This is a genomic window from Sphingobium sp. MP9-4, from assembly GCF_005281675.1.
Classification (GTDB): Bacteria; Pseudomonadota; Alphaproteobacteria; order Sphingomonadales; family Sphingomonadaceae; genus Sphingobium; species Sphingobium yanoikuyae.
Genome location: NZ_LUFI01000002.1, coordinates 1 through 19,987 on the forward strand (window position 1 = coordinate 1; position 19,987 = coordinate 19,987).

The 19,987-nt window shown below is 64.6% G+C and carries 15 protein-coding genes, 1 tRNA gene and 1 pseudogene; 9 read left to right on the plus strand and 8 right to left on the minus strand.

Annotated features, from left to right (window positions below; all coding sequences use genetic code 11):
* Window positions 1–1,122: pseudogene (locus A0U87_RS01040) on the plus strand (IS1182 family transposase); the annotation flags it as partial.
* 574 nt (window positions 1,123–1,696) lie between these two features.
* On the opposite strand, the gene A0U87_RS01045 reads toward A0U87_RS01040, so the two are convergent.
* Both A0U87_RS01045 and A0U87_RS01050 read right to left on the minus strand, forming a co-directional pair.
* Window positions 1,697–2,374 (minus strand): FCD domain-containing protein, encoded by a 678-nt coding sequence (locus tag A0U87_RS01045; protein WP_017501752.1) that lies wholly within the window; start codon window positions 2,372–2,374, stop codon window positions 1,697–1,699.
* A gap of 83 nt (window positions 2,375–2,457) precedes the next feature.
* Window positions 2,458–3,804, minus strand: a complete 1,347-nt coding sequence (locus tag A0U87_RS01050; RefSeq protein WP_048936503.1) for a gluconate:H+ symporter — start codon at window positions 3,802–3,804, stop codon at window positions 2,458–2,460.
* Between the two features lie 296 nt (window positions 3,805–4,100).
* On the opposite strand from A0U87_RS01050, the gene A0U87_RS01055 reads away from it, so the two are divergent.
* The 5 genes from A0U87_RS01055 to A0U87_RS01075 all read left to right on the plus strand — a co-directional run bounded on the left by A0U87_RS01055 (window position 4,101) and on the right by A0U87_RS01075 (window position 8,223).
* Window positions 4,101–4,370, plus strand: coding sequence for a LuxR C-terminal-related transcriptional regulator (locus A0U87_RS01055; RefSeq protein WP_004211034.1), 270 nt, complete (start codon window positions 4,101–4,103; stop codon window positions 4,368–4,370).
* 28 nt (window positions 4,371–4,398) lie between these two features.
* On the plus strand, window positions 4,399–5,502 hold the full coding sequence (locus tag A0U87_RS01060) for a Gfo/Idh/MocA family oxidoreductase (RefSeq protein ID WP_048936504.1): 1,104 nt from the start codon (window positions 4,399–4,401) through the stop codon (window positions 5,500–5,502).
* Window positions 5,499–6,509 carry an SMP-30/gluconolactonase/LRE family protein gene (locus A0U87_RS01065; RefSeq protein WP_048936505.1) on the plus strand — a complete coding sequence of 337 codons (1,011 nt, stop codon included), beginning with the start codon at window positions 5,499–5,501 and terminating at the stop codon, window positions 6,507–6,509. Before A0U87_RS01060 ends, A0U87_RS01065 begins: the two co-directional genes overlap by 4 nt.
* An 88-nt stretch (window positions 6,510–6,597) precedes the next feature.
* Window positions 6,598–6,996, plus strand: a complete 399-nt coding sequence (locus A0U87_RS01070) for a hypothetical protein (RefSeq protein WP_048936506.1) — start codon at window positions 6,598–6,600, stop codon at window positions 6,994–6,996.
* Window positions 6,997–7,221: 225 nt separating this feature from the next.
* Window positions 7,222–8,223, plus strand: coding sequence for a cytochrome-c peroxidase (locus A0U87_RS01075; RefSeq protein WP_048936507.1), 1,002 nt, complete (start codon window positions 7,222–7,224; stop codon window positions 8,221–8,223).
* Between the two features lie 288 nt (window positions 8,224–8,511).
* Here the strand turns inward: A0U87_RS01075 and ettA are convergent, their stop codons facing one another.
* Window positions 8,512–10,197 carry an energy-dependent translational throttle protein EttA gene (gene ettA, locus A0U87_RS01080; protein WP_048936676.1) on the minus strand — a complete coding sequence of 562 codons (1,686 nt, stop codon included), beginning with the start codon at window positions 10,195–10,197 and terminating at the stop codon, window positions 8,512–8,514.
* 102 nt (window positions 10,198–10,299) lie between these two features.
* On the opposite strand from ettA, the gene A0U87_RS01085 reads away from it, so the two are divergent.
* The 3 genes from A0U87_RS01085 (at window position 10,300) to A0U87_RS01095 (ending at window position 12,256) form a co-directional block, all read left to right on the plus strand.
* Window positions 10,300–11,673, plus strand: a complete 1,374-nt coding sequence (locus A0U87_RS01085; RefSeq protein ID WP_048936508.1) for a M20/M25/M40 family metallo-hydrolase — start codon at window positions 10,300–10,302, stop codon at window positions 11,671–11,673.
* 158 nt (window positions 11,674–11,831) lie between these two features.
* Entirely contained in the window at window positions 11,832–12,044 is a 213-nt protein-coding gene (locus A0U87_RS01090) for a hypothetical protein (protein WP_004212530.1), read from the plus strand.
* A gap of 135 nt (window positions 12,045–12,179) precedes the next feature.
* Window positions 12,180–12,256 (plus strand) — tRNA-Pro (locus A0U87_RS01095).
* 45 nt (window positions 12,257–12,301) lie between these two features.
* Here A0U87_RS01095 and cobA read toward each other — a convergent pair.
* The 5 genes from cobA to A0U87_RS01120 form a co-directional block, all read right to left on the minus strand.
* Entirely contained in the window at window positions 12,302–13,096 is a 795-nt protein-coding gene (gene cobA, locus A0U87_RS01100; RefSeq protein WP_048936509.1) for a uroporphyrinogen-III C-methyltransferase, read from the minus strand.
* Window positions 13,083–15,692, minus strand: coding sequence for a nitrate reductase (locus tag A0U87_RS01105; RefSeq protein WP_137405186.1), 2,610 nt, complete (start codon window positions 15,690–15,692; stop codon window positions 13,083–13,085). The genes cobA and A0U87_RS01105 overlap by 14 nt, the downstream gene beginning before the upstream one ends.
* The gene (gene nirD / locus A0U87_RS01110; protein ID WP_004212514.1) at window positions 15,692–16,060 is read right to left on the minus strand and encodes a nitrite reductase small subunit NirD; all 369 of its coding nucleotides are present in this window, start codon (window positions 16,058–16,060) and stop codon (window positions 15,692–15,694) included. Before nirD ends, A0U87_RS01105 begins: the two co-directional genes overlap by 1 nt.
* Window positions 16,057–18,570 (minus strand): nitrite reductase large subunit NirB, encoded by a 2,514-nt coding sequence (gene nirB, locus A0U87_RS01115; protein ID WP_048936511.1) that lies wholly within the window; start codon window positions 18,568–18,570, stop codon window positions 16,057–16,059. The genes nirD and nirB overlap by 4 nt, the downstream gene beginning before the upstream one ends.
* A 211-nt stretch (window positions 18,571–18,781) precedes the next feature.
* A complete protein-coding gene (locus tag A0U87_RS01120; RefSeq protein WP_048936512.1) occupies window positions 18,782–19,987 on the minus strand; it encodes a hypothetical protein in 1,206 nt (401 codons plus the stop codon).

The following is a 19,987-nucleotide window of genomic DNA, read 5'->3' on the forward strand; positions in this document are numbered from 1 at the left end:
GTGCGAGGAAGTGCATCTCAATCTGGCCTCTTGCTGGTTCTGCCGCCTCGGTCTCGACGGATCCGTGCCCGATCACTCAACATTCTCGAAGAACCGGCACGGCCGCTTCCAGGACAGTGATCTGTTACGGCAGCTGTTCGAGATGACCGTCTCGCGCTGCATCCAGGAAGAACTGGCTGATGGCGAAGGCTTTGCTGTGGACGCCAGTCTGATCAAGGCCGACGCCAATCGCCAGTGCGGCGTTCCCGTCGCAGAGGGGCTACCGCCGGATATCATCAATCATGCTGTTCGGGAGTAAGTATCTGGAGGTGCTCGACGAAGCTGCGTTCGGAGGGCGTCGCCCGTCACGCCCAAATATCTGTGGCCGGCTGATCCGGCAGCACGCTGGACGGGTGCCCATGGTGGGCAGGCTTTCTTCGCCTACAGTACCAACTACCTCATCGATCTGGCTAATGCCGTGATCGTAGATGTGGAGGCCAGCACCGCGATCCGTCAGGCTGAGGTAACGGCGCAGCGAACGATGATCGACAGGACACAGGAGCGCTTCGGCATCTGGCCCCAGCGGTTAGCTGCCGATACCGGCTATGGCGATGCGGCTAATCTTGCCTGGCTCGTCTATGAACGCGGCATCGAGCCTCCTCAACCATGCAAGCCGCAGGACCGACAGCTTCCAGCGCACCGCGTTCCGCTATGACCACCGGAACGATCTCTATGCCTGTCCCAGCGGCAAGCACTGCAGGAACTATGCCAGCCCACGGCCCGGCGTCGATAAGGATAGCTTCATGCGCTACCGCGCCAGTCAGCACGACTGCCAATCCTGCGCCCTCAAGCCCAAATGCTGTCCCGGCCATCCCGCGCGCAAGGTGATGCGATCAGTCCATGAAGGCGCGCGCGATCTGGCGAGGGATCGGTCCCAGACCGACGCCTATGTCACATTCCGGCGTGAGCGAAAGAAGGTCGAGAATGCTGTTCGCCCATCTCAAGCGTATCCTGAAGCTCGATCGCTTGCGCCTACGAGGACCAAATGGCGCAAAAGATGAGTTCCACCTCGCAGCCACAGCCCAGAACCTACGCAAGCTCGCGAAACTCATCCCGATCCAGTCGGCCATTGCCCCAGCGTGACACCGGGAACCGATTTCACCCCAACGTCAGAAACTGACAATCACCGACTTCTTCAACACTATCCATCACTTGCAGACATTCACGTCACTACAGCAACAACCATTGAACAATGCCTGCGCCAGCCGGAAGGAATAGAGCACATCCCTACCAAGGACCAGGAATGCTGTCATCACACTCTCCGAAATCGACGTATCGACGCACCTCCTGCCTCTAATGTGCTGCGCATGCGCTTTTACGGGAGCGAATATCCGCGTCATCAAGGTAGCGATGAACAGCTTCTGGCGTGGCGTCGATTGGCAGTTCCCGCAGAAGCTCGATAGGCAGCCGCTCCACTTCAACCCAGTCAGTAGCTTCTCGCTCTTCAACAGCCAAGATGGTTACCAAGCATCCGCGTAGCTCGTCTATCTCCATAACTACAGCTTATCGGAGCAGACGATAGCGCAATGAGCGTTAATTCAGCTGTTTAACTCCAACACCGTCCTTTCGCTATCTACCCAACGCCGCCACCTCAGCGAATGTCGCAAACTCTCTTCCTCCGAGCAGGCGAGGGTAGAGGCCCGCTATCCGCCCACCCTCACGGCATCAGCCGGCGCCGCCCTTCCCACAAATGCCAGCGCATCGCGAGGGCCGCGCCTTCGGCGTCCTGGGCGCGGATGGCGGCGACGATCTGTTCATGTTCGCGCAGCATCGTCGCGATCACCTCGGGCGGGCGCGATCGGCTGATGTCGACGCCGGCGCGCATCACCTTGTCGACATCGGCATGGAGCGCGTCGAAGGCGATCAGGAAGGCCGGGTTGCCGGTCGCCTCGGCAATGCGGCGGTGCAGTTCCATATCCTCGGCATGGGCCGGCTCGCTCGACAGCAGGGCGGTGCGCAGCATCTCCATCCCTTCCTCGACATGCGCCATTTCGATCGGACTGCGGCGGGTGGCGGCGAGGCGCGCAGCCTCCGCCTCCAGCACGAAGCGGACCTCGTAACTGCCGAGCGTCGCGGGCAGTTCGGTCGCCGGCATGAAGGCGGCGAGCCGCTGCGACGGGCGGCTTTTCACGAAGGAGCCGGCACCCCGCCGCGCCTCGGTAATGCCGTCCGAGGCGAGGCGGACCAGCGCCTCGCGCACGATCGCGCGGGAGACGCCGAACCGCTCCGCCAGCGCCGCTTCCGACGGCAGGCGATCGCCGACCGCCAGATCCTGGTCGTTGATGATCTCGACAATGCCGGCATAGGCATGGTCGGACAATCGGGCCTGGTTCATCGGCGCACCTGTGGATCGATTTTCCGCATCGCTGCCTCCTAGTCATGAGAGGCTGCCGACGACAAGCGTCAGCAGCGCTCTGGTCAGAAGATGCTGCTCGCGACCAGCACCAGCAGCAGGCCGACCACCGCGACCACGGTTTCCATGATCGACCAGGTCTTGAACGTGCCCGGCATGTCGGTGCCGAGATAGGATTTGACGAGCCAGAAGCCGGGATCATTGACGTGGGAGAAGAAAAGCGAGCCCGCGCCGATCGCCAGCACCATCCATTCGGGCTCCACGCCTGAGGCCGCGACGAGGCCCTGCATCACGCCGGCGGTGGTGATGGTGGCTACGGTGGCGGAGCCGGTGGCGAGGCGGATGCAGACCGACACGCCCCAGGCGAGCAGGATCGGCGAAATGGCGCCGCCGGCGGCAAAGCGGACCAGCAGATCGGAAAGCCCGGCCGTGACCAGGACCTGCTTGAGAGCGCCGCCCGCGCCGATCGCCAGGATGATGCCGCCGGCCGGGATCATTGCTTCGGTCCAGATCGCGTTCTGGATCTTCGCGTCTGTGATGCGGCGGCCGAACAGCAAGGGCAGCGCCACCAGCACGGCGATCAGCAGTGCGACGACCGGATCGCTGACCCAGCCGAGCCAGTGGAAATGCGGCGCGACCGACGCCGGCAGCAGCGCCACCGCCTGTCCCGCGGCGATCAGCACCACCGGCAGCAGCACGGCCGCGAGCGCGCGACCGACCGAGGGGGTAGCGACATCGACCTTGACCGGATCGAGCAGCGGCGGGTTCAATTTCACGCCGGGCGCGGTGAAGCGGGCCAGCAGCGGGCCGGCGATGATCGCGGTCGGGATGCCGACGATCAGGCCATAGAGAAGGGTGAGGCCGAGATTGGCGCCAAGCGCATTGACCGCGAGCAGCGGGCCGGGATGCGGCGGCACCAGCGCATGGACGACCGACAGGCCCGACAGCGCGGGCAGCATCAGCTTGAGCTTGGCGGTATCGCCATTCTGCCCGGCGGGCAGCGCGGCGGCGGCCGACGCGACGATCGGCAGCAGCAGGACGAGGCCGGTTTCGAAGAAGAGCGGCAGGCCGATGACGATGGCGGTGAACAGGCTGGCCCAGGGCGCGCCCTTCACGCCGGAGATGCGCAACGCCGAGCGGGCAAGGCCGCCGGCGCCGTCCGACAATTGCAGCATCGCGCCGAGGCCCAGGCCCAGCGCCACGACCAGGCCGGTGCCGCCCAATATGGTGCCCGCGCCCTTTTCGACCGCCTTGGCGGTTTCCTCCATCGGCAGGCCGGCGATCAGGCCGACGGTGAAGGCACCGCAGAGCAGGCCGACAAAAGGATGGAGCCGGCCCCGGATGATGAGGGCGATGGAAAGGGCGATGCCGATGACGGCGGCGATCAGCAGGCGATAATCGGCGGGGGTCATCGGCCAATGCCTCCCTGTAGTTCGCCCTGGCTGAACGCCCGGCCACATGGCACCGATCGACGATATGGTAACGCCATCCCCACCCTCTCTTTCCTATGCGTAGCCGGTCATTCGCTGGACGAATCCCGAAAATCTGTTAGACAGGTTATAGCCGCATTTCGGCCATGCGCTAGGTTATTTCCCGAATATTGCAAATTTTCGCTTGAACCTGTCTGACTGATTCCAGTATCGTTAGCGCTAACGAATCCTTGGGCCGAACAAGGCCTCAACGCGGATCAATCAGAGGGAGAGGCAGGATGCAGGATCTGCACATTCTCGATCGCCAGGACCAGATGGTCCCCGAAGCCCCACATCTCACGCCAACCCAGATGAAGGTGATGCGCTGCGTCCACTCCGGCCTGCTCAACAAGCAGATCGCCTATGAGCTGGGCATGGCCGAGGCGACGGTGAAGGTCCATATGACCGCGCTGATGCGCAAGCTCAACGTCCGCAACCGCACCCAGGTCGCCATCGCCGCCAGCCATTTCGGCTGGATGCGCCCGGCCCTGAGCCGCGCCGCGGACTGAACACCACCCTCTTGGCGGGAGACGCCGCATGGATCGTTCGCGACGGGAGTTGATGGGGGGCATCGGCGCCGGGCTGGTGCTGGCCGGCATGGGCAGCACGGCCGCCTGCGCCGCGCCACAGCGCAAGCTGGGCTATGCCATTGTCGGCCTGGGCTATTATGCCACGCAGCAGATCATGCCCAATTTCGCCGGCTGCGAGCATGCGAAGCTGGTCGCGCTGGTCAGCGGCACGCCGGCCAAGCTGGCGCAATATGGCGACCAATATGGCATCCCGAAAACGCATCGCTACAGCTATGCCGAGTTCGACCGCATCCGCGACAATCCCGATATCGACATCGTCTATATCGTCCTGCCCAACAGCCTGCATGCCGAATATAGCATCCGCGCTGCGCAGGCGGGCAAGCATGTGATGTGCGAGAAGCCGATGGCGGTGTCGGTGGCCGAATGCCAGGCGATGATCGCCGCCTGCGCCAAGGCCGGCCGCAAGCTGATGATCGGCTATCGCTCGCGCTTCGAGCCCTATAACAAGCTGGCGATCGAGCTGGCGCGCGGCGGCCATGTCGGGCCGACGCGGATCATCACCGCCGAACATGGCTTCCCGATCAAGGCCGGGCAATGGCGGCTCGACAGGCCCCTGTCGGGCGGCGGATCGATGATGGACATCGGCATCTACAGCCTCAACGCCGCGCGCTACCTGACCGGCGAGGAGCCGGTGGAGGTGAGCGCCATCGCCAGCACCGACCGCGGCGATCCGCGCTTTGCCACCGTGGAGGACCGGATCGACTTCATGCTGCGCTTTCCGTCGGGCATCATCGCCAATTGCGTGTCGAGCTACAGTTCGGCCCATAATGGCTATCGGGTGATCGGCACCCAGGGCTGGATCGATATGGAACCCGCGACCCAATATAGCGGCCAGACAATGACGATCCGCAAGGATGGCGTGACCGCGCCGCGCAGCCTGCCGACGCCGGCGAAGAACCAGTTTGCCGCCCAGCTCGACCATCTGCCCGAATGCATCGCGAACGGCACCGCGCCGATCGTCGCGGGTGAGGAGGGGCTGGCCGACCTGCGCGTGATCGAGGCGATCTATCGCTCGGCGGCGGAGCATCGTTCGGTTAGCCTGTCTGCATGATCGATCGTCGCACCCTGCTGGCCGGGATGGCCGCCCTGCCGCTGACCCACGCCTTCGCACATGCTGCCGACCTGCCCGCCGCGCGGATCGATCGGATCGACCCGGCGCTGGACCGCATCATCGCGCCCGGCGCGCAGGTGGCAATATTGGCGCAGGGCTATCGCTGGGCCGAGGGGCCGACCTGGGCCGCGCCGATCGACGCGCTGCTGTTCGGCGATCCGCCGTCCAACATCGTCTATCGCTGGACCCGCAAGGATGGCGTGTCGCCCTTCCTCTCGCCATCGGGCCTGCAGACCGCGATCCCCAAGGAGATACGCGAAGCCGGCCTCAACGGCATCGCGATCGACCGGGACGGCCATCTGGTCGGCGCCGACAGCGGCACGCGCGCGATCGTGCGCGTGGACCTCAAGACCAGGGCGCGGACCATCCTGGCCGACCGCTATCAGGGCAAGCGCTTCAACAGCCCTAATGACCTGACCATCGCGGCCGATGGCAGCATCTATTTCAGCGACCCGCCCTATGGCCTGACCGATGGCGACACGTCCTCGCTGCGCGAGATTGGCTTCAACGGCCTCTATCGATTGACGCCCGACGGCACGGTGACCCTGATCGACGGCAGCCATCGCCGGCCCAATGGCGTCACCCTCTCGCCCGACGGCCGCACGCTGTATCTGGCACTGTCGGACGAGAAGCGGCCACAGGTTCTGGCCTACAGCCTGGGCGCGGACGGCATGCCCACAGGGCAGCGCCTGTTCCGCGACATGGCCAGCGAACTGGCCGCGGGCGAGCCGGGCCTGCCCGACGGCATCAAGACCGCGCCCGACGGCACGGTCTTTGCCACCGGCCCCGGCGGCGTTCATGTCTGCGCGCCGGACGGCAGGCTGCTCGGCAAGATCCGCACCGGCAAGGCGATCGCCAATTGCTGTATCGGCGAGGACCGCAAGACATTGTTCCTGACGTCGGCCGACCGGCTGGCGGCGGTGCCGCTGATATCGAGCAGTGGCTAGCGAGCAATGACGATGTCGGGCTTTGACAGCTGACAACCAATTCGCCACGTCAGTCACGGCCCTTGCTCTCGCAGATCGGATATAATTATTGTGGCGACCAACGCCGAAGCGGTTCCTGACGTGCAAGTGCAACAGCTTTCTCGTCTTTTCCTTCGATATCGATGACACGTCTCGCGGGAAATGGAAGCTCTTTTCCGAGCCAAAATTCATCGTTCTCTGCGATGGCACCGGGTTCATTGTCGAGCATACCCATATACCCGCCATCTATATGCTCACTGACGAGAACCCACATCCGCTCCACGGCGACATTCTCATCGCCGTCATCGACGCTGATCCGAAAAATCACCTTTGCGAGGTCGCCGGGTTCGAGGCTTTCTCACCTTCGCCGGCCGGGTATCCAAAACGCCTCTGGCGCAGCGGCGTGGCGACTTTCGCCATCATCAAGGCACCATCTTTGGCTCTCGCGTTACACGATCTTGGCTCATAGCGACATGTCAGCAAGGCGCTGCCACATACCCAATAGCCGACATTCCGCTATCCACCCTCAGCAGCCGTTCGGTCGACAGAGAGCCTCCGACGTCGCCCGAAGTAATAGCATCTGGCGACGACCATCATCCTCCACTCCCATCGAGTACGCTCGCCCCCTCCCCCTTTACCTCGGCCTGCGGATCGGTCAGCCTTGGTTCGTCATGCGCGGGGAAGGGGACAGCGGATGCGAGTGGGTGGAGCGGCGATCATCGGGGCGGCGTTGCTGGCGACGGGACTGGGGGCTGCGCGCCCCGCCTGGCGCTGGCCTGCCCTGCCCGCTGGCGTTGCAGCGCCCGCCATACCGTCCGACAACGGCATGAGCGCGGCCAAGGTGGCGCTTGGCCGCCGGCTCTTTTATGATCGCACCCTGTCGGCCGATGACAGCATGGCCTGCGCCGATTGCCACCAGCAGGAGAAGGGCTTTGCCGATGGCCTGGCCACCCATAGGGGTGTGATGGGCGAGATAGGCGTGCGCAATGTGCCCGGCCTTGCCAATGTCGCGTGGCGCAGCGGCCTGACCTGGACTGAGGCTGGCCTTTCGACGCTGGAGCAGCAGGCGATGGTGCCGATGACCGGGACCAAGCCGGTCGAGATGGGGCTGGCGCAGGACGATGTCGGGCTGGCCCGGCGGATCGGCGCCGATCCCTGCTATCGCCGGATGTTTGCGGCCGCCTTCCCCGACGCACCGGATGACCTGGGCTTCGCAAGGGTGACCGCGGCTCTTGCGGCGTTCCAGCGGACGATGATCTCCTTCGGCAGCGCCCATGATCGCGGCAAATTGTCGCCACTGGCGCAGCGTGGGGCCAGGCAATTTGCCGCAGCGGGCTGTGGCAGCTGCCATTCCGGGCCGGACTTCACCGACAGCAAGACCCATTATGTCGGCACCGCTGCGCCGCAGGAGGTCGATGCGGCGGCCTATGGCGGCAAGCCCCTGCCGCCGGGCTTCGAGCCGCCGCCCGAGCAGTTCCGCACGCCGTCGTTGCGCAATGTCGCCGTCACTGGCCCCTGGCTGCACGATGGCCAGTCGCCGACGATCGAATCGGCGATCCGCCGCCACGCCGCGCCGATGCTGATCGATGTCGACATGCCTGCTCTGCTCGCCTTTCTCGACGCGCTGACGGACCATGATTTCCTGAAGAATGCCGCGTTGGCCCGGCCGGCCGCGACCTGCCCGATTCCCGCGTGAGTTGGCCCTGCCTGAAAACGCCCGTTCGAAGGACAAAAAAAGGGCCAGCCCCGAAAGGCCAGCCTTGATAAGTTTTAGGAGAGGATGCCTGAAAGGCCTCTCCTATGTGCAGCGCAGCGCGTTCTTTCGCAATTGCGAAGGGCGGCACCGTCGTTGCAGATATTGCAACTTCGTTACCGCCAGCGCGATGGAACGACAAAACGCCCGGTGTCCCGAGGGGCACCGGGCGTTTCAAGTCATTGTTCTGACGCCATTTAGCGAGAGGCCGTTTCCAGCCTCCCGATCAGATCAGCGCGTCAGCTTCTTATAGGCAAGGCGCGTCGGACGATCGGCGGCATCGCCCAGGCGACGGCGCTTGTCTTCCTCATAGGCCTCGAAATTGCCTTCGAACCATTCGACATGGCTGTCGCCTTCGAAGGCGAGGATGTGGGTCGCCAGACGGTCGAGGAAGAAGCGGTCATGGCTGATGACCACGGCGCAACCGGCGAAATTCTCGATCGCCTCTTCCAGGGCCGCCAGCGTTTCGACGTCAAGGTCGTTGGTCGGTTCGTCGAGCAGCAGCACGTTGCCGCCGCGCTTCAGCATCTTGGCTATGTGGACGCGGTTGCGCTCACCACCCGACAGCTTGCCGACATTCTTCTGCTGGTCCTGGCCCTTGAAGTTGAAGGCGCCGACATAGGCACGGGTCGACATGTCATGGCCGTTGACCTTGACGTAATCGAGGCCATCCGAGACTTCTTCCCAGACATTCTTCGACGGATCGAGATGGTCGCGGCTCTGGTCGACATAGCCCAGACGCACGGTCGAGCCGATGTCGATCTCGCCCGAATCGGGGGTTTCCTGACCGGTGATCAGACGGAACAGGGTCGATTTACCCGCGCCGTTCGGACCGATGACGCCAACGATGCCTCCGGGCGGCAGCATGAAGGACAGATCCTCGAACAGCAGCTTGTCGCCATAGGCCTTGGAAATGCCCTTGGCCTCGATCACCTTGCCGCCCAGGCGCTCAGGCACCTGGATGACGATCTGCGCCTTGCCGGGCGCACGATTTTCCTGGGATGCAACCAGCTGCTCGAACTTGGCGATACGCGCCTTGGACTTGGTCTGGCGGCCCTTGGGGCCCTGACGAATCCACTCCAGCTCGTCGTTGATCGCCTTCTGACGGCCGGTCGCCTCGCGGTCTTCCTGCTCCAGGCGCTTGGCCTTCTTCTCCAGATAGGTGGAGTAGTTACCTTCATAGGGGAAATATTTCCCGCGATCGAGCTCCAGGATCCAGCCGACGACATTGTCGAGGAAGTAGCGGTCGTGGGTGATCATCAGCACCGACCCGGCATATTCCTTGAGGTGGTTTTCCAGCCAGGTGACGCTTTCGGCGTCAAGATGGTTGGTCGGTTCGTCGAGCAGCAGGATGTCCGGCTTCTGGATCAGCAGGCGGGTGAGCGCGATGCGGCGCTTTTCACCGCCTGACAGGCTTTCCACCGACCAGTCCGACGGCGGGCAGCGCAGCGCTTCCATCGCGATTTCGAGCTGGTTGTCGAGCGTCCAGCCATCGGCGGCGTCGATCTGTTCCTGCAGCGTGCCCATTTCCTCCATCAGCGCGTCGAAATCGACGTCTTCCGGCGGATCGGCCATGATCATGCTGATCTCGTTGAAGCGGTCCAGCTTGTCCGCCATCTCGCGGGCGCCGTCCTTGACGTTTTCCAGCACATTCTTGGTCGGGTCGAGCTGCGGCTCCTGGGGCAGATAGCCGACGGTGACATTCTCGCCCGGCCAGGCTTCGCCGCTGATGTCGGTGTCGATGCCGGCCATGATCTTGATCAGGGTCGACTTGCCCGCACCGTTCGGGCCGACGATGCCGATCTTGGACCCGCGATAGAATTGCAGATTGATGTTGTTCAACACCGGCTTGGGCGCGCCGGGGAAGGTCTTTGTCATGTTCTTCATGACATAGGCATATTGCGATGAGGCGGACATGGGTTCGCGCAGCTCCAAAGGGTATGGACAGGAAAATTTGCGCCGAATTAGCGAAGGCGGAAGCCATTGGCAAATGGGGTATGTCTCAGTAAGCCTTCAGCCATGCAGAAAATCCGATCGGGCCCGCTCGCCGCCCTGCTCCTTGGCAGCATCTTCACTCCCGCTCTGGTCCAGGCCGCTCCGGCCAGCGACGCCGCGATTCGCGAAGCCGCCCTGAAGGATGATGTCGCCTGGGACATTACCGAAGGGCTGACGACCGAAGTCGGCCCGCGCCCGGCCGCCACGCCGCTCGAAGCGCGCGGGCGCGAATGGGCCGCCGCCAAGCTCAAGGCATTGGGCTTCGCCAATGTCCGCATCGAACCCTATAAGATGCCGCTGTGGGAACGCGTCCATGACGAAGCGGCGATCATCGCCCCCTTCCCGCAGAAGCTGGTCGTCGCGGCGCTGGGCAACAGCGGATCGACCCCGGCCCAGGGGATCGAGGGTGAAATCGCCTATTTCCCGACCATCGCCGACCTGCAGGCCGCGCCGGACAGCGCGGTGAAGGGCAAGATCGTGTTCGTCAGCCATGACATGGTCGCCGCCCAGGACGGGTCGGGCTATGGCTATTATGGCGCCGCGCGCCGCCAGGGCCCCAGCATCGCCGCCAAGAAGGGCGCGATCGCGATCCTGGTGAAGTCGATCGGCACCGATCATCACCGCATTGCCCATACCGGCGTGCAGATGTGGGCCGATGGCGTGACGCCGATCCCGGCCGTGGCCGTCAGCGTACCCGATGCCGAGCAGATGGCGCGCATCGTGTCGCGCGGCCAACCGATCCGCGTCCACCTGACCGCCGTGTCGAAGACCGCCAAGGACCAGCCGTCGGGCAATGTCATCGCCGAAATCTCCGGCAGCGATCCCAAGGCCGGCGTCATTATCGCCGCCTGTCACCTCGACAGCTGGGACCAGGGCACCGGCGCGATCGACGATGCGTCGGGCTGTGGCATCGTGGCCGCCGCCGCGTTGCAGGTGGCCAAGGCCGGCACGCCGCGCCGCACGATCCGCGTCCTGTTCGCCGGCGCCGAGGAAGTGGGCGGCAATGGCGGCCGCGCCTATTATGCCGCCCATGGCAAGGAGCCGCATGCGCTGGTGCTGGAATCGGACTTCGGCGCCGACAAGGTGTGGAAAGTCGACTTCACCCTGCCCGCCGGCCATGAAGCGCTTTCGGCCAGGATCGCGCAGGGGCTGGCGCCGCTGGGCATCGTGCCGAGCCGTGACAAGGCGCATGGCGGATCGGACATCGAACCGCTGGTCGAGGCCGGCATTCCGGTGATCGACCTGCAGCAGGACGGGACCCGCTATTTCGATATTCACCACACGCCTGACGACACGCTGGATAAGATCGATCCCGCGCAGCTGCGCCAGAATGTCGCCGCCTGGGCGGTCACGCTGAACATTGCTGCGAATGCGCCAGAAACATTGGGCATTAACTGAACTTTTATAGTAGAGAACGCCCCGTCGCGTGATTCTGCCGTTTCACCGACGTCAGAAAAGCATTGATTTGTGCAGCGCACACGTTAATGCGGGTCGCTCGCGTAGGGTCACATTTGTAACGTGCCAGACGCGGCATAATGCTATGGGAGCCGTACACAATGAAGAAGATCGCTGTTGTTTTCGCTTCGGCCAGCCTGATGGCCCTCGCCGCTTGCGGTGAGAAGCCGGCCAACGAAACCGCGAACGCTTCGAACGCCGTCGTCGAGAACGTTGTCGAGAACGCCGCCAACGCTGCTGACAACGCCGCGAACGCCGCCAACGAAGCTGCTAACGCCGCTAACGTTGCTGAGAACGTTGCGAACGCGCACTAATCTCTGCCACGGCGAGATTTCGAAGGGCGGGCCTATATGGTCCGCCCTTTTTATTTGTCCGCGCAATATATGTGGCTCGACATGATTTTCGGGCATTGACGCCGGCGGCGCTCGAACGCTAAGGCGCGCGTGCATCGGGGAGTAGCGCAGTCTGGTAGCGCGCCTGCTTTGGGAGCAGGATGTCGCAGGTTCGAATCCTGTCTCCCCGACCATTTCCAAATATTATCAGTTGGATATACGGCGTCGCTGTTACTGCTTCAGCGCGACAGCATCGATCGTCGGACATCCTCTGTCCCGCCAGCCATGGCCATGTCGGCCTGAGCCACCGCCTCGCCGATCAGGATCAGGGTCGGGCGATCATCGGCAAAAGCCTGCGTCACCAGCGGCAGGAGATCGAGGCGCGTGCGCAACTGCTGTTCCTGCGGCAGCGAAGCATCGCAGGTGATGAGCGCCGGGGTCGCGCCCGGCAGGCCCGCAGCGATCAGCGCGCGACTGAGTTCCGGGGCGGCCTCGCGTCCCATATAGACGGCCAGGGTGCAGGCCGGATCGGCCAGGGCATCCCAATCCAGATCCAGCGCCTGGCCCCGGCGGCTGTGCGCCGTCACGAACTGGACCCGGCGCGCAATGCCGCGCAGCGACAGGGAAATGCCCGCCGACGCCGCGACGGCGCTGGCCGCCGTGATGCCGGGGCAGATCCGAACGCGAACGCCGACCGCGCGCAGCGCCGTCATTTCCTCGGTCGAACGGGCGAACATCGCCGGGTCGCCGCCCTTCAGCCGAACCACCCGCTTGCCCGCCAGCGCCGCCTCCACCAGCATCTCGTCGATCGTCTGCTGATCCTTCGAATGGCGGCCCGACCGCTTGCCGACGCTGACCCGTTCGGCATGATCGGAAATGAGGTCCAATATGCCCGGCCCGACGAGCGCGTCGTGGAAGATGATGTCCGCCGCGCGGATCAGCCTTTCGGCCTTGCGCGTCAGCAGGTCGGGATCGCCCGGCCCGGCACCGACCAGCCAGACGTCACCCGGCGCGATGAGGTCATTCGGCTGCATGCAATGTCTCCTGCGAGGTCTGGGCCAGGATATTGGCGATGGCGGGGCGGCAGGAACCGCAATTGGTGCCCGCGCCCAGCGCCTTGCCGATGGCAGGCACGTCGACCAGCTTCTGATCGCGGATCGCCGCGACGATCTGGTTGAGGCCGATATCGAAGCAGACGCAGATGGTGGCGCCCTTGTCCGGCTGGCTACCCGGCCCGCGGGCGGCCAGCACGGTGGCGCCTACATCGTCGGCCGCCAACTGGCCGATCAGCCAGTCGCGCGAGGGCAACAGGCCGGTGCGGGTGACGAACAGCACGCCGGCCAGCCGGCCGTCCTGGATGATCGCGACCCGTCGGCTGCCGCGCACATGATCGATCGCCTCGACCCGCTCGCCCCTGGGCAGGCAGGCTTCCAGTCGGGCGGCATCGCCATTGCCGGCCAGTTCATAGAGCGCCCCGCCCGGCACCGCGACCCGCGTCGCCCAGAGGCAGGGCAGCTTTGCGGGCTCCTGCCCACGCAGGATCAGGAAGCCCTGCCATTGGGTCGAGACCTTCTCGACCGCGGCCGGGGTCGACTTGAAGCCGGGCTGGCCCGAATGCGGATCGACCAGCGGACGCGGTAGCAGGCCGGTACGCCCGCCACTCGATATCTGATCGGTCCAGTGGATCGGGGTGAAGATTTCGCCCGGCCGCTGGCTGTCGCTGATGCTGACGCGGAAAAGGCTGTTGCCCTGCGCGGTCGACACCCGCGCCAGATCGCGATCGGCCAGGCCCAGCGCATCGGCATCCTGCGGGTGGATTTCGACCTGCGGCTCCTCACGATGGCGCGCCAGCTTGGGCGCCAGACCCGTACGGGTCATCGTGTGCCATTGATCGCGATAGCGGCCGGTGTTGAGCGTCAGCGGCCAGTCACGCAGCGGCCCCTGCAAATCCATCTGCTTCGTCAGCACCAGCCGCGCCTTGCCGTCCGGGGTCGGAAAATGCCCGTCGGCAAAGGGCGCTTCGCCCCAGCGGAAACTGTCCATCGCGTCATAGCCATCGTTGCCGATCGCCGCCTGCGCGCGCAGGTTGAGCAGCCGCTGCCCCTCATTCTGATAGGCGGTCAGGCGCGCATGTTCGCGCCAGATGTCAGCCGGCCGATCATAGGCAAAGGCGTTTTTCCAGCCCATGCGGCGGGCGACCTGGGTGATGATCCACCAGTCGGGCCGGGCCTCGCCGGGCAATGCCATGAACGGGCGCTGGCGGCTGATGGTGCGGTCCGAATTGGTGACCGTGCCATCCTTTTCGCCCCAGCCGGCGGCCGGCAGGCGGACATGGGCATGGGCGCTGCTGTCGGTGTCGGCGATGATGTCCGACACGACGAGGAAGGGGATCGCCTCCAGCGCATCACGCACCCGGCCGGCATCGGGCAGCGAGACGGCGGGATTGGTCGCCATGATCCAGAGGGCCTTGATCCGGCCTTCATCGATGGCGCGGAACAGGTCGACGGCCTTCAGCCCCGGCTTGCTCGCCATCTGTGGCGCAGCCCAGAAGCGGCCGACGCGGGCGACATTTTCCGGCGCAAAGTCCATATGCGCGGCGAGCGTGGACGCCAGCCCGCCAACCTCGCGCCCGCCCATGGCATTGGGCTGGCCGGTGATGGAAAAGGGCGCCGCGCCCGGCTTGCCGATGCGACCGGTGGCGAGATGGACATTGATGATCGCATTGACTTGATCGGTGCCGCGGATCGACTGGTTGATGCCCTGGCTGAACAGCGTGACGGTGCGCGGGATCGCCGCGAACAGCTCGAAAAAGGCCTTCAGCAGCGCCGGGTCGAGGTCGCAGGCCTGGGCCGTCGTCCACAGGTCATGGCCGGTGCGGACATGATCCCAGAATCCGTCGGGCGCGTTCACATGATCGGCCAGATAGGTCGGATCAGTCACGCCCTGTGCGTCGCACCAGGCGAGCAGCCCGGTCATCAGCGCGACGTCGCTGCCGGGCCGGATCGGCAGATGAAGGTCAGCGCCTTCGCAGGTTTCGGTGCGGCGCGGATCAATCACGACCAGCTTGGTGCCGCGGTCGGCCCGCGCCGCCTGAATACGCTGGTAGACGATCGGGTGGCACCAGGCGGTGTTGGAGCCGACAAGGATGATGAGGTCCGCTTCCTCGAGATCGTCATAGCTGGCCGGCACCACATCCTCGCCAAAGGCGCGATTATGGCCGGCGACCGCGCTCGACATGCACAGGCGGCTGTTGGTGTCGATGTTCGCCGACCCGATGAAGCCCTTCATCAGCTTGTTGGCGACATAATAATCCTCGGTCAGCAACTGGCCCGAGACATAGAAGGCCACGCTGTCCGGGCCATGGCGCTCGATCGTCTCGCGAAATTTCTTCGCGACCAGATCCAGCGCCTTGTCCCAATTGGCGCGGCGCTTGCCGATCATCGGGTGGAGCAGGCGGCCGGTCAGCGCCACTGTCTCACCCAGATGCGTGCCCTTGGAACAGAGGCGTCCGCCATTGGCCGGATGCGCCTCGTCCCCCTTGATGATCACCGAGCGCGGCCCGGTCGGCGTGGCGGCGATGCCGCAGCCGACGCCGCAATAGGCGCAGGTGGTGCGGATCGCCTGTGCCATCAGGCCGCCTTTGCCGCGCTGGGCACGGGAATGACCGCCTCGCGCAGCAGGAAGATGCGGCCCGCCTCCACCTTGAGCGGGATGGTGGGCACGCAGCCTTCATCGCTGCCCAGCGCCTTGCCGGTCTTGAGCGAGATGTTCCAATTGTGCAGCGGGCAGGCAACGACCGAACCATGGACGATGCCCTGGCTCAGCGGCCCCTGCTTGTGCGGGCACTTGTTGACCAGCGCGTAGAACTGATTGTCCTGCGTGTGAAAGATGGCGATTTCCTCGCCGCCGCGCACCGGCAGGGTGCGGGCATTGCCGGGCGAGATCTGATCGACGGGGCCGATGTCCAGCCAGGTGCCGACTTGGGTGTTCGGGATCATGCGAGCGTCTCCATTGGGCGGACTTCGGCCAGATGCTGGTGCAGTTCGGCGTCCTCGCCGGCGGCGCGACGCGCCCAGGGATCGTCCTGCATGAACTGCTGCGAGAAGAGGAAACGGGCGCGCAGCGCTTCTCGGCCGACATCATCCGCGACGATGCGGCCCTTCACATAATCGACGCCGACGCGCTCGATCCAAGGCGCGGTGCGCTCCAGATAGCGGGCTTCCTCGCGATAGAGCTGGATGAAGGCGGCGCAATAATCGAGCGCCTCCTGCTCGGTCGCGACCTTGCAGAGCAGGTCGGTGGCCCGGACATGGATGCCGCCATTGCCGCCGACATGCAGTTCGTAGCCGCTGTCGACACAGACCACGCCGAAATCCTTGATCGTCGCCTCCGCACAATTGCGGGGGCAGCCCGACGCCGCGATCTTGAACTTGTGGGGCATCCACGAGCCCCAGGTCATATGCTCGATCTTGACGCCAAGGCCGGTCGAATCCTGCGTGCCGAAGCGGCACCATTCCGACCCCACGCAGGTCTTCACCGTGCGCAGCGACTTGCCATAGGCATGGCCCGACACCATGCCGGCGGCATTGAGATCGGCCCAGACGGCGGGCAGGTCTTCCTTCCTGATGCCGAAAATATCGAGCCGCTGGCCGCCGGTCACCTTGACCATCGGGGCGTTGTACTTCTCGACAACATCGGCGATCGCGCGCAGTTCCCTGGGGTTGGTCAGCCCGCCCCACATGCGCGGCACGACCGAATAGGTGCCGTCCTTCTGGATATTGGCGTGCATCCGTTCGTTGACGAAGCGGCTGCGCTGGTCGTCCTGATAGTCGCCCGGCAGCGCGCAGAGCAGATAATAATTGAGCGCGGGGCGGCAGGAGGAGCAGCCCTCCGGCGTCGACCAGTTCAATTTCTGCATGACTTCGGGGATCGAGCGCATGTCCTGCGCGACGATCTCGCGACGGACATCATCATGGGTGAAGCTGGTGCATTTGCACATCGTCTTCGGCCCCGACTGGACATCGTCGCCCAGCGTCAGCGCGAGCAGGGTTTCGACCAGGCCGGTGCAGCTACCGCAGCTGGCCGACGCCTTGCAGGTGGCGCGGACCGTATCCAGGCTGTGCGCGCCCTTGGCGATGCAGGAAACGACCTGGCCCTTGCTGACGCCGTTGCAGCCGCAAATCTCGGCTTCGTCCGAGAGCGCCGCAACGGCCGCCTTAGGGTCCAGCGCGCCCCCTCCCGAGGCGAAGGCCTGGCCGAAGATCAGCATGTCGCGCATGTCGGCGACATTTTCCTCGCGCTTGAGGAGATCGAAATACCAGCCGCCATCGACGGTATCGCCATAGAGCACCGCGCCGATCAGCTTGTCGTCCTTGACGATGACCCGCTTGTAGACGCCGCGCGAGGCGTCGCGCAGGACGATATCCTCACACCCCTCGCCGCCGGAAAAGTCACCGGCGGAGAAGACGTCCAGCCCCGCGACCTTGAGCTTGGTCGAAGTGACCGAGCCCTTATAGCCCGAAGGCTGGTCGGTCAGGCCGTCGGCGAGGCTGCGGCACATGTCCCACAGCGGCGCGACCAGACCATAGACATTGCCGTCATGTTCGACGCATTCGCCGACCGCCAGCACGTCGGGATCGCTGGTGACCATATGATCGTCGACCTGGATGCCGCGATTGACGGCCAGGCCGGCGTCGCGGGCCAGCGCGGTCGCGGGGCGGATGCCGACCGCCATCACCACCAGACTGGCCGGGATTTCGCGGCCGTCCTTCAGCCGCACACCCTCGACCTTGCCATCGCCATAAATGGCTTCGGTATTGGCGCCGGTCAGGATGGTCTGGCCACGTCCTTCGAGTGCGGTCTTGAGCAGCCAGCCGGCCGCCTCGTCCAGCTGCCGCTCCATCAGCGTGTCCATCAGATGGATGACGGTCACCTTCATGCCGCGCAGGGTCAGGCCATGGGCGGCTTCGAGGCCGAGCAGGCCGCCGCCGATGACCACCGCGCTGCCGCCATCGGCAGCGGCGGCGAGCATGGTGTCGACATCCTTCATGTCGCGGAAGCTGATGACGCCGGGCAGATCCTTGCCGGGCACGGGAATAATGAACGGATCGGAGCCGGTCGCGATCAGCAGCTTGTCATAGCCGATGGTGCGGCCCGACTGGCTGGAAACGGTCTTCGTGGCGCGATCGATGGCCTTTACCGGATCGCCGGCGATCAGTTCGATGCCATTGTCGGCATACCAGGCGGCGTCGTTGATGACGATCTGCTCGAACGTCTTTTCACCTGCCAGCACCGGCGAGAGCATGATGCGGTTATAGTTCACATAGGGTTCCGCACCGAAGATGGTGACGCGATAGCGTCCCGCATCCCGCGCCAGCAATTCCTCGACCGCGCGGCAGCCGGCCATGCCGTTGCCGATGACGACCAGATGCTCGCGTGCTTGCCCCAAAGGCGGCAGGACATTGTCCTCATCCTGCGTGACCGGGTCGATCCCGTCCTGAAAGTCCATCCCCGTTACTCCAGAAAAGAAAAAAGCCGCCATCCAGACCCTCGGGGATTGAAACCCGAGAGTCTGGATGGCGGCTTTGCCATCATCTAGTGCCTTGCCGATCCTACCCTGAACCGTCGCAGCGATGTGAAGCGGGACATCCTTGTCCCTTGCAGTGCAGCATATGGGGAATCGCCCGAACGCTCAAGCGATTCCTCTCATGGCTTTTCAATCAGATGCTCCAGTCGGCCTGAAGCCACAATTTCTCGGTATCGCTCGCCATCGCCCGCGCATCATAATGGGCGTAGCGCACCGACAGGGCGGTCCTGCGCAGCTTCGCAGATGCGATCAGATCCCACTCATTACCATAATGCTGGTCGAGCCGATCGCTTTCGAACCGGTGCCAGGTCGCGGCTAGCGCGACCCCCGACAGCGGCCCTACCTGCTTCCAGCCATAGCCGGTACCGACATAGAGGTCGCGCATGCCGTTGGCGGGCGTGGTCAGGAACTTGTCGGCCCAGCCCTGGAACTTGAAATTGGTGCCGAGCGGCGTCTGGAAGCTGGTGAGCGCAGCGCCATGGCTGGCGCCCAGCACCTCATAGCCGGCATTGAGCTTCCAGCCGTGCAGGTCGAGCGTGGCGTCGGCCAGCCAGTAATCGGCGGCATAGTCATTGGGATTGCGGTGATAATCCAACTGGCGGGCATAGCTGAGCTGATAGGCGAACTTCGCAAATTTGGAGAGCGGCTGGTTGCCCGCCAGGCGCACGCCATAGGTCTGGCTCGACAGGCGATAGGCCTGCACCGCCGCCTCGTCCTGATCGACCAGATAGGCAAAGCCGCTGAGCATACCCAGCGGCGTGGCATAGGAGAGATTGGCGAGGATATTGTCGCCGCTGATCGCCTGCTGGCGCGCGCCCTTGCCCTGAAAGCCCCAGATGGTGCGTACGCTCCAGGCATAGGAAACATCCAGTTTCAGCCCCTGGGCCGGGGTCAGTTCGGCACGCACCGCGTCGAAGGTCTGGCCATTGTCGCGGAAGGCGACATTGCCGACGAAGCGCTCATCATCCAGCACGATCTTCTGCCGTCCGCCGGTCAGGGTCAGCCACTTGGTCCGATATTGCAACTGGGCGATATAGAGGGCGACATTCTGCGGATCGGCCACCAGCGGCTTGGTCGCTGCATTGTCGAAACCGTCGAAATAACGGTCGATGACCGCCAATGTCCCCTGCCCCACCAATGTCGCCGACAGCGCGCCGCTGCTGGCCGTCAGGCCGGCGCGGGCCCGGACGGTGAGCGCATCGGCCTGCTGCGCCAGGCCATCCTGATCGACATGTTCGTAGCGCAGCCGCGCCTCGGCGACGGGTTTCAGCTCGATCTGCTGGGCACAAGCAGGCCCGGCGACGGCCAGCGCGGCCGTCGTTGCGAGAAGATATTTCAT

What these genes read in the sequence shown, in the direction of transcription:
- A0U87_RS01045 (WP_017501752.1), bottom strand. Translation starts at nt 2,374, where the DNA reads ATGAACCAGGCCCGATTGTCCGACCATGCCTATGCCGGCATTGTCGAG.
- A0U87_RS01050 (WP_048936503.1), bottom strand. Translation starts at nt 3,804, where the DNA reads ATGACCCCCGCCGATTATCGCCTGCTGATCGCCGCCGTCATCGGCATC.
- A0U87_RS01055 (WP_004211034.1), top strand. Translation starts at nt 4,101, where the DNA reads ATGCAGGATCTGCACATTCTCGATCGCCAGGACCAGATGGTCCCCGAA.
- A0U87_RS01060 (WP_048936504.1), top strand. Translation starts at nt 4,399, where the DNA reads ATGGATCGTTCGCGACGGGAGTTGATGGGGGGCATCGGCGCCGGGCTG.
- A0U87_RS01065 (WP_048936505.1), top strand. Translation starts at nt 5,499, where the DNA reads ATGATCGATCGTCGCACCCTGCTGGCCGGGATGGCCGCCCTGCCGCTG.
- A0U87_RS01075 (WP_048936507.1), top strand. Translation starts at nt 7,222, where the DNA reads ATGCGAGTGGGTGGAGCGGCGATCATCGGGGCGGCGTTGCTGGCGACG.
- ettA (WP_048936676.1), bottom strand. Translation starts at nt 10,197, where the DNA reads ATGTCCGCCTCATCGCAATATGCCTATGTCATGAAGAACATGACAAAG.
- A0U87_RS01085 (WP_048936508.1), top strand. Translation starts at nt 10,300, where the DNA reads ATGCAGAAAATCCGATCGGGCCCGCTCGCCGCCCTGCTCCTTGGCAGC.
- A0U87_RS01090 (WP_004212530.1), top strand. Translation starts at nt 11,832, where the DNA reads ATGAAGAAGATCGCTGTTGTTTTCGCTTCGGCCAGCCTGATGGCCCTC.
- cobA (WP_048936509.1), bottom strand. Translation starts at nt 13,096, where the DNA reads ATGCAGCCGAATGACCTCATCGCGCCGGGTGACGTCTGGCTGGTCGGT.
- A0U87_RS01105 (WP_137405186.1), bottom strand. Translation starts at nt 15,692, where the DNA reads ATGGCACAGGCGATCCGCACCACCTGCGCCTATTGCGGCGTCGGCTGC.
- nirD (WP_004212514.1), bottom strand. Translation starts at nt 16,060, where the DNA reads ATGATCCCGAACACCCAAGTCGGCACCTGGCTGGACATCGGCCCCGTC.
- nirB (WP_048936511.1), bottom strand. Translation starts at nt 18,570, where the DNA reads ATGGACTTTCAGGACGGGATCGACCCGGTCACGCAGGATGAGGACAAT.
- A0U87_RS01120 (WP_048936512.1), bottom strand. Translation starts at nt 19,987, where the DNA reads ATGAAATATCTTCTCGCAACGACGGCCGCGCTGGCCGTCGCCGGGCCT.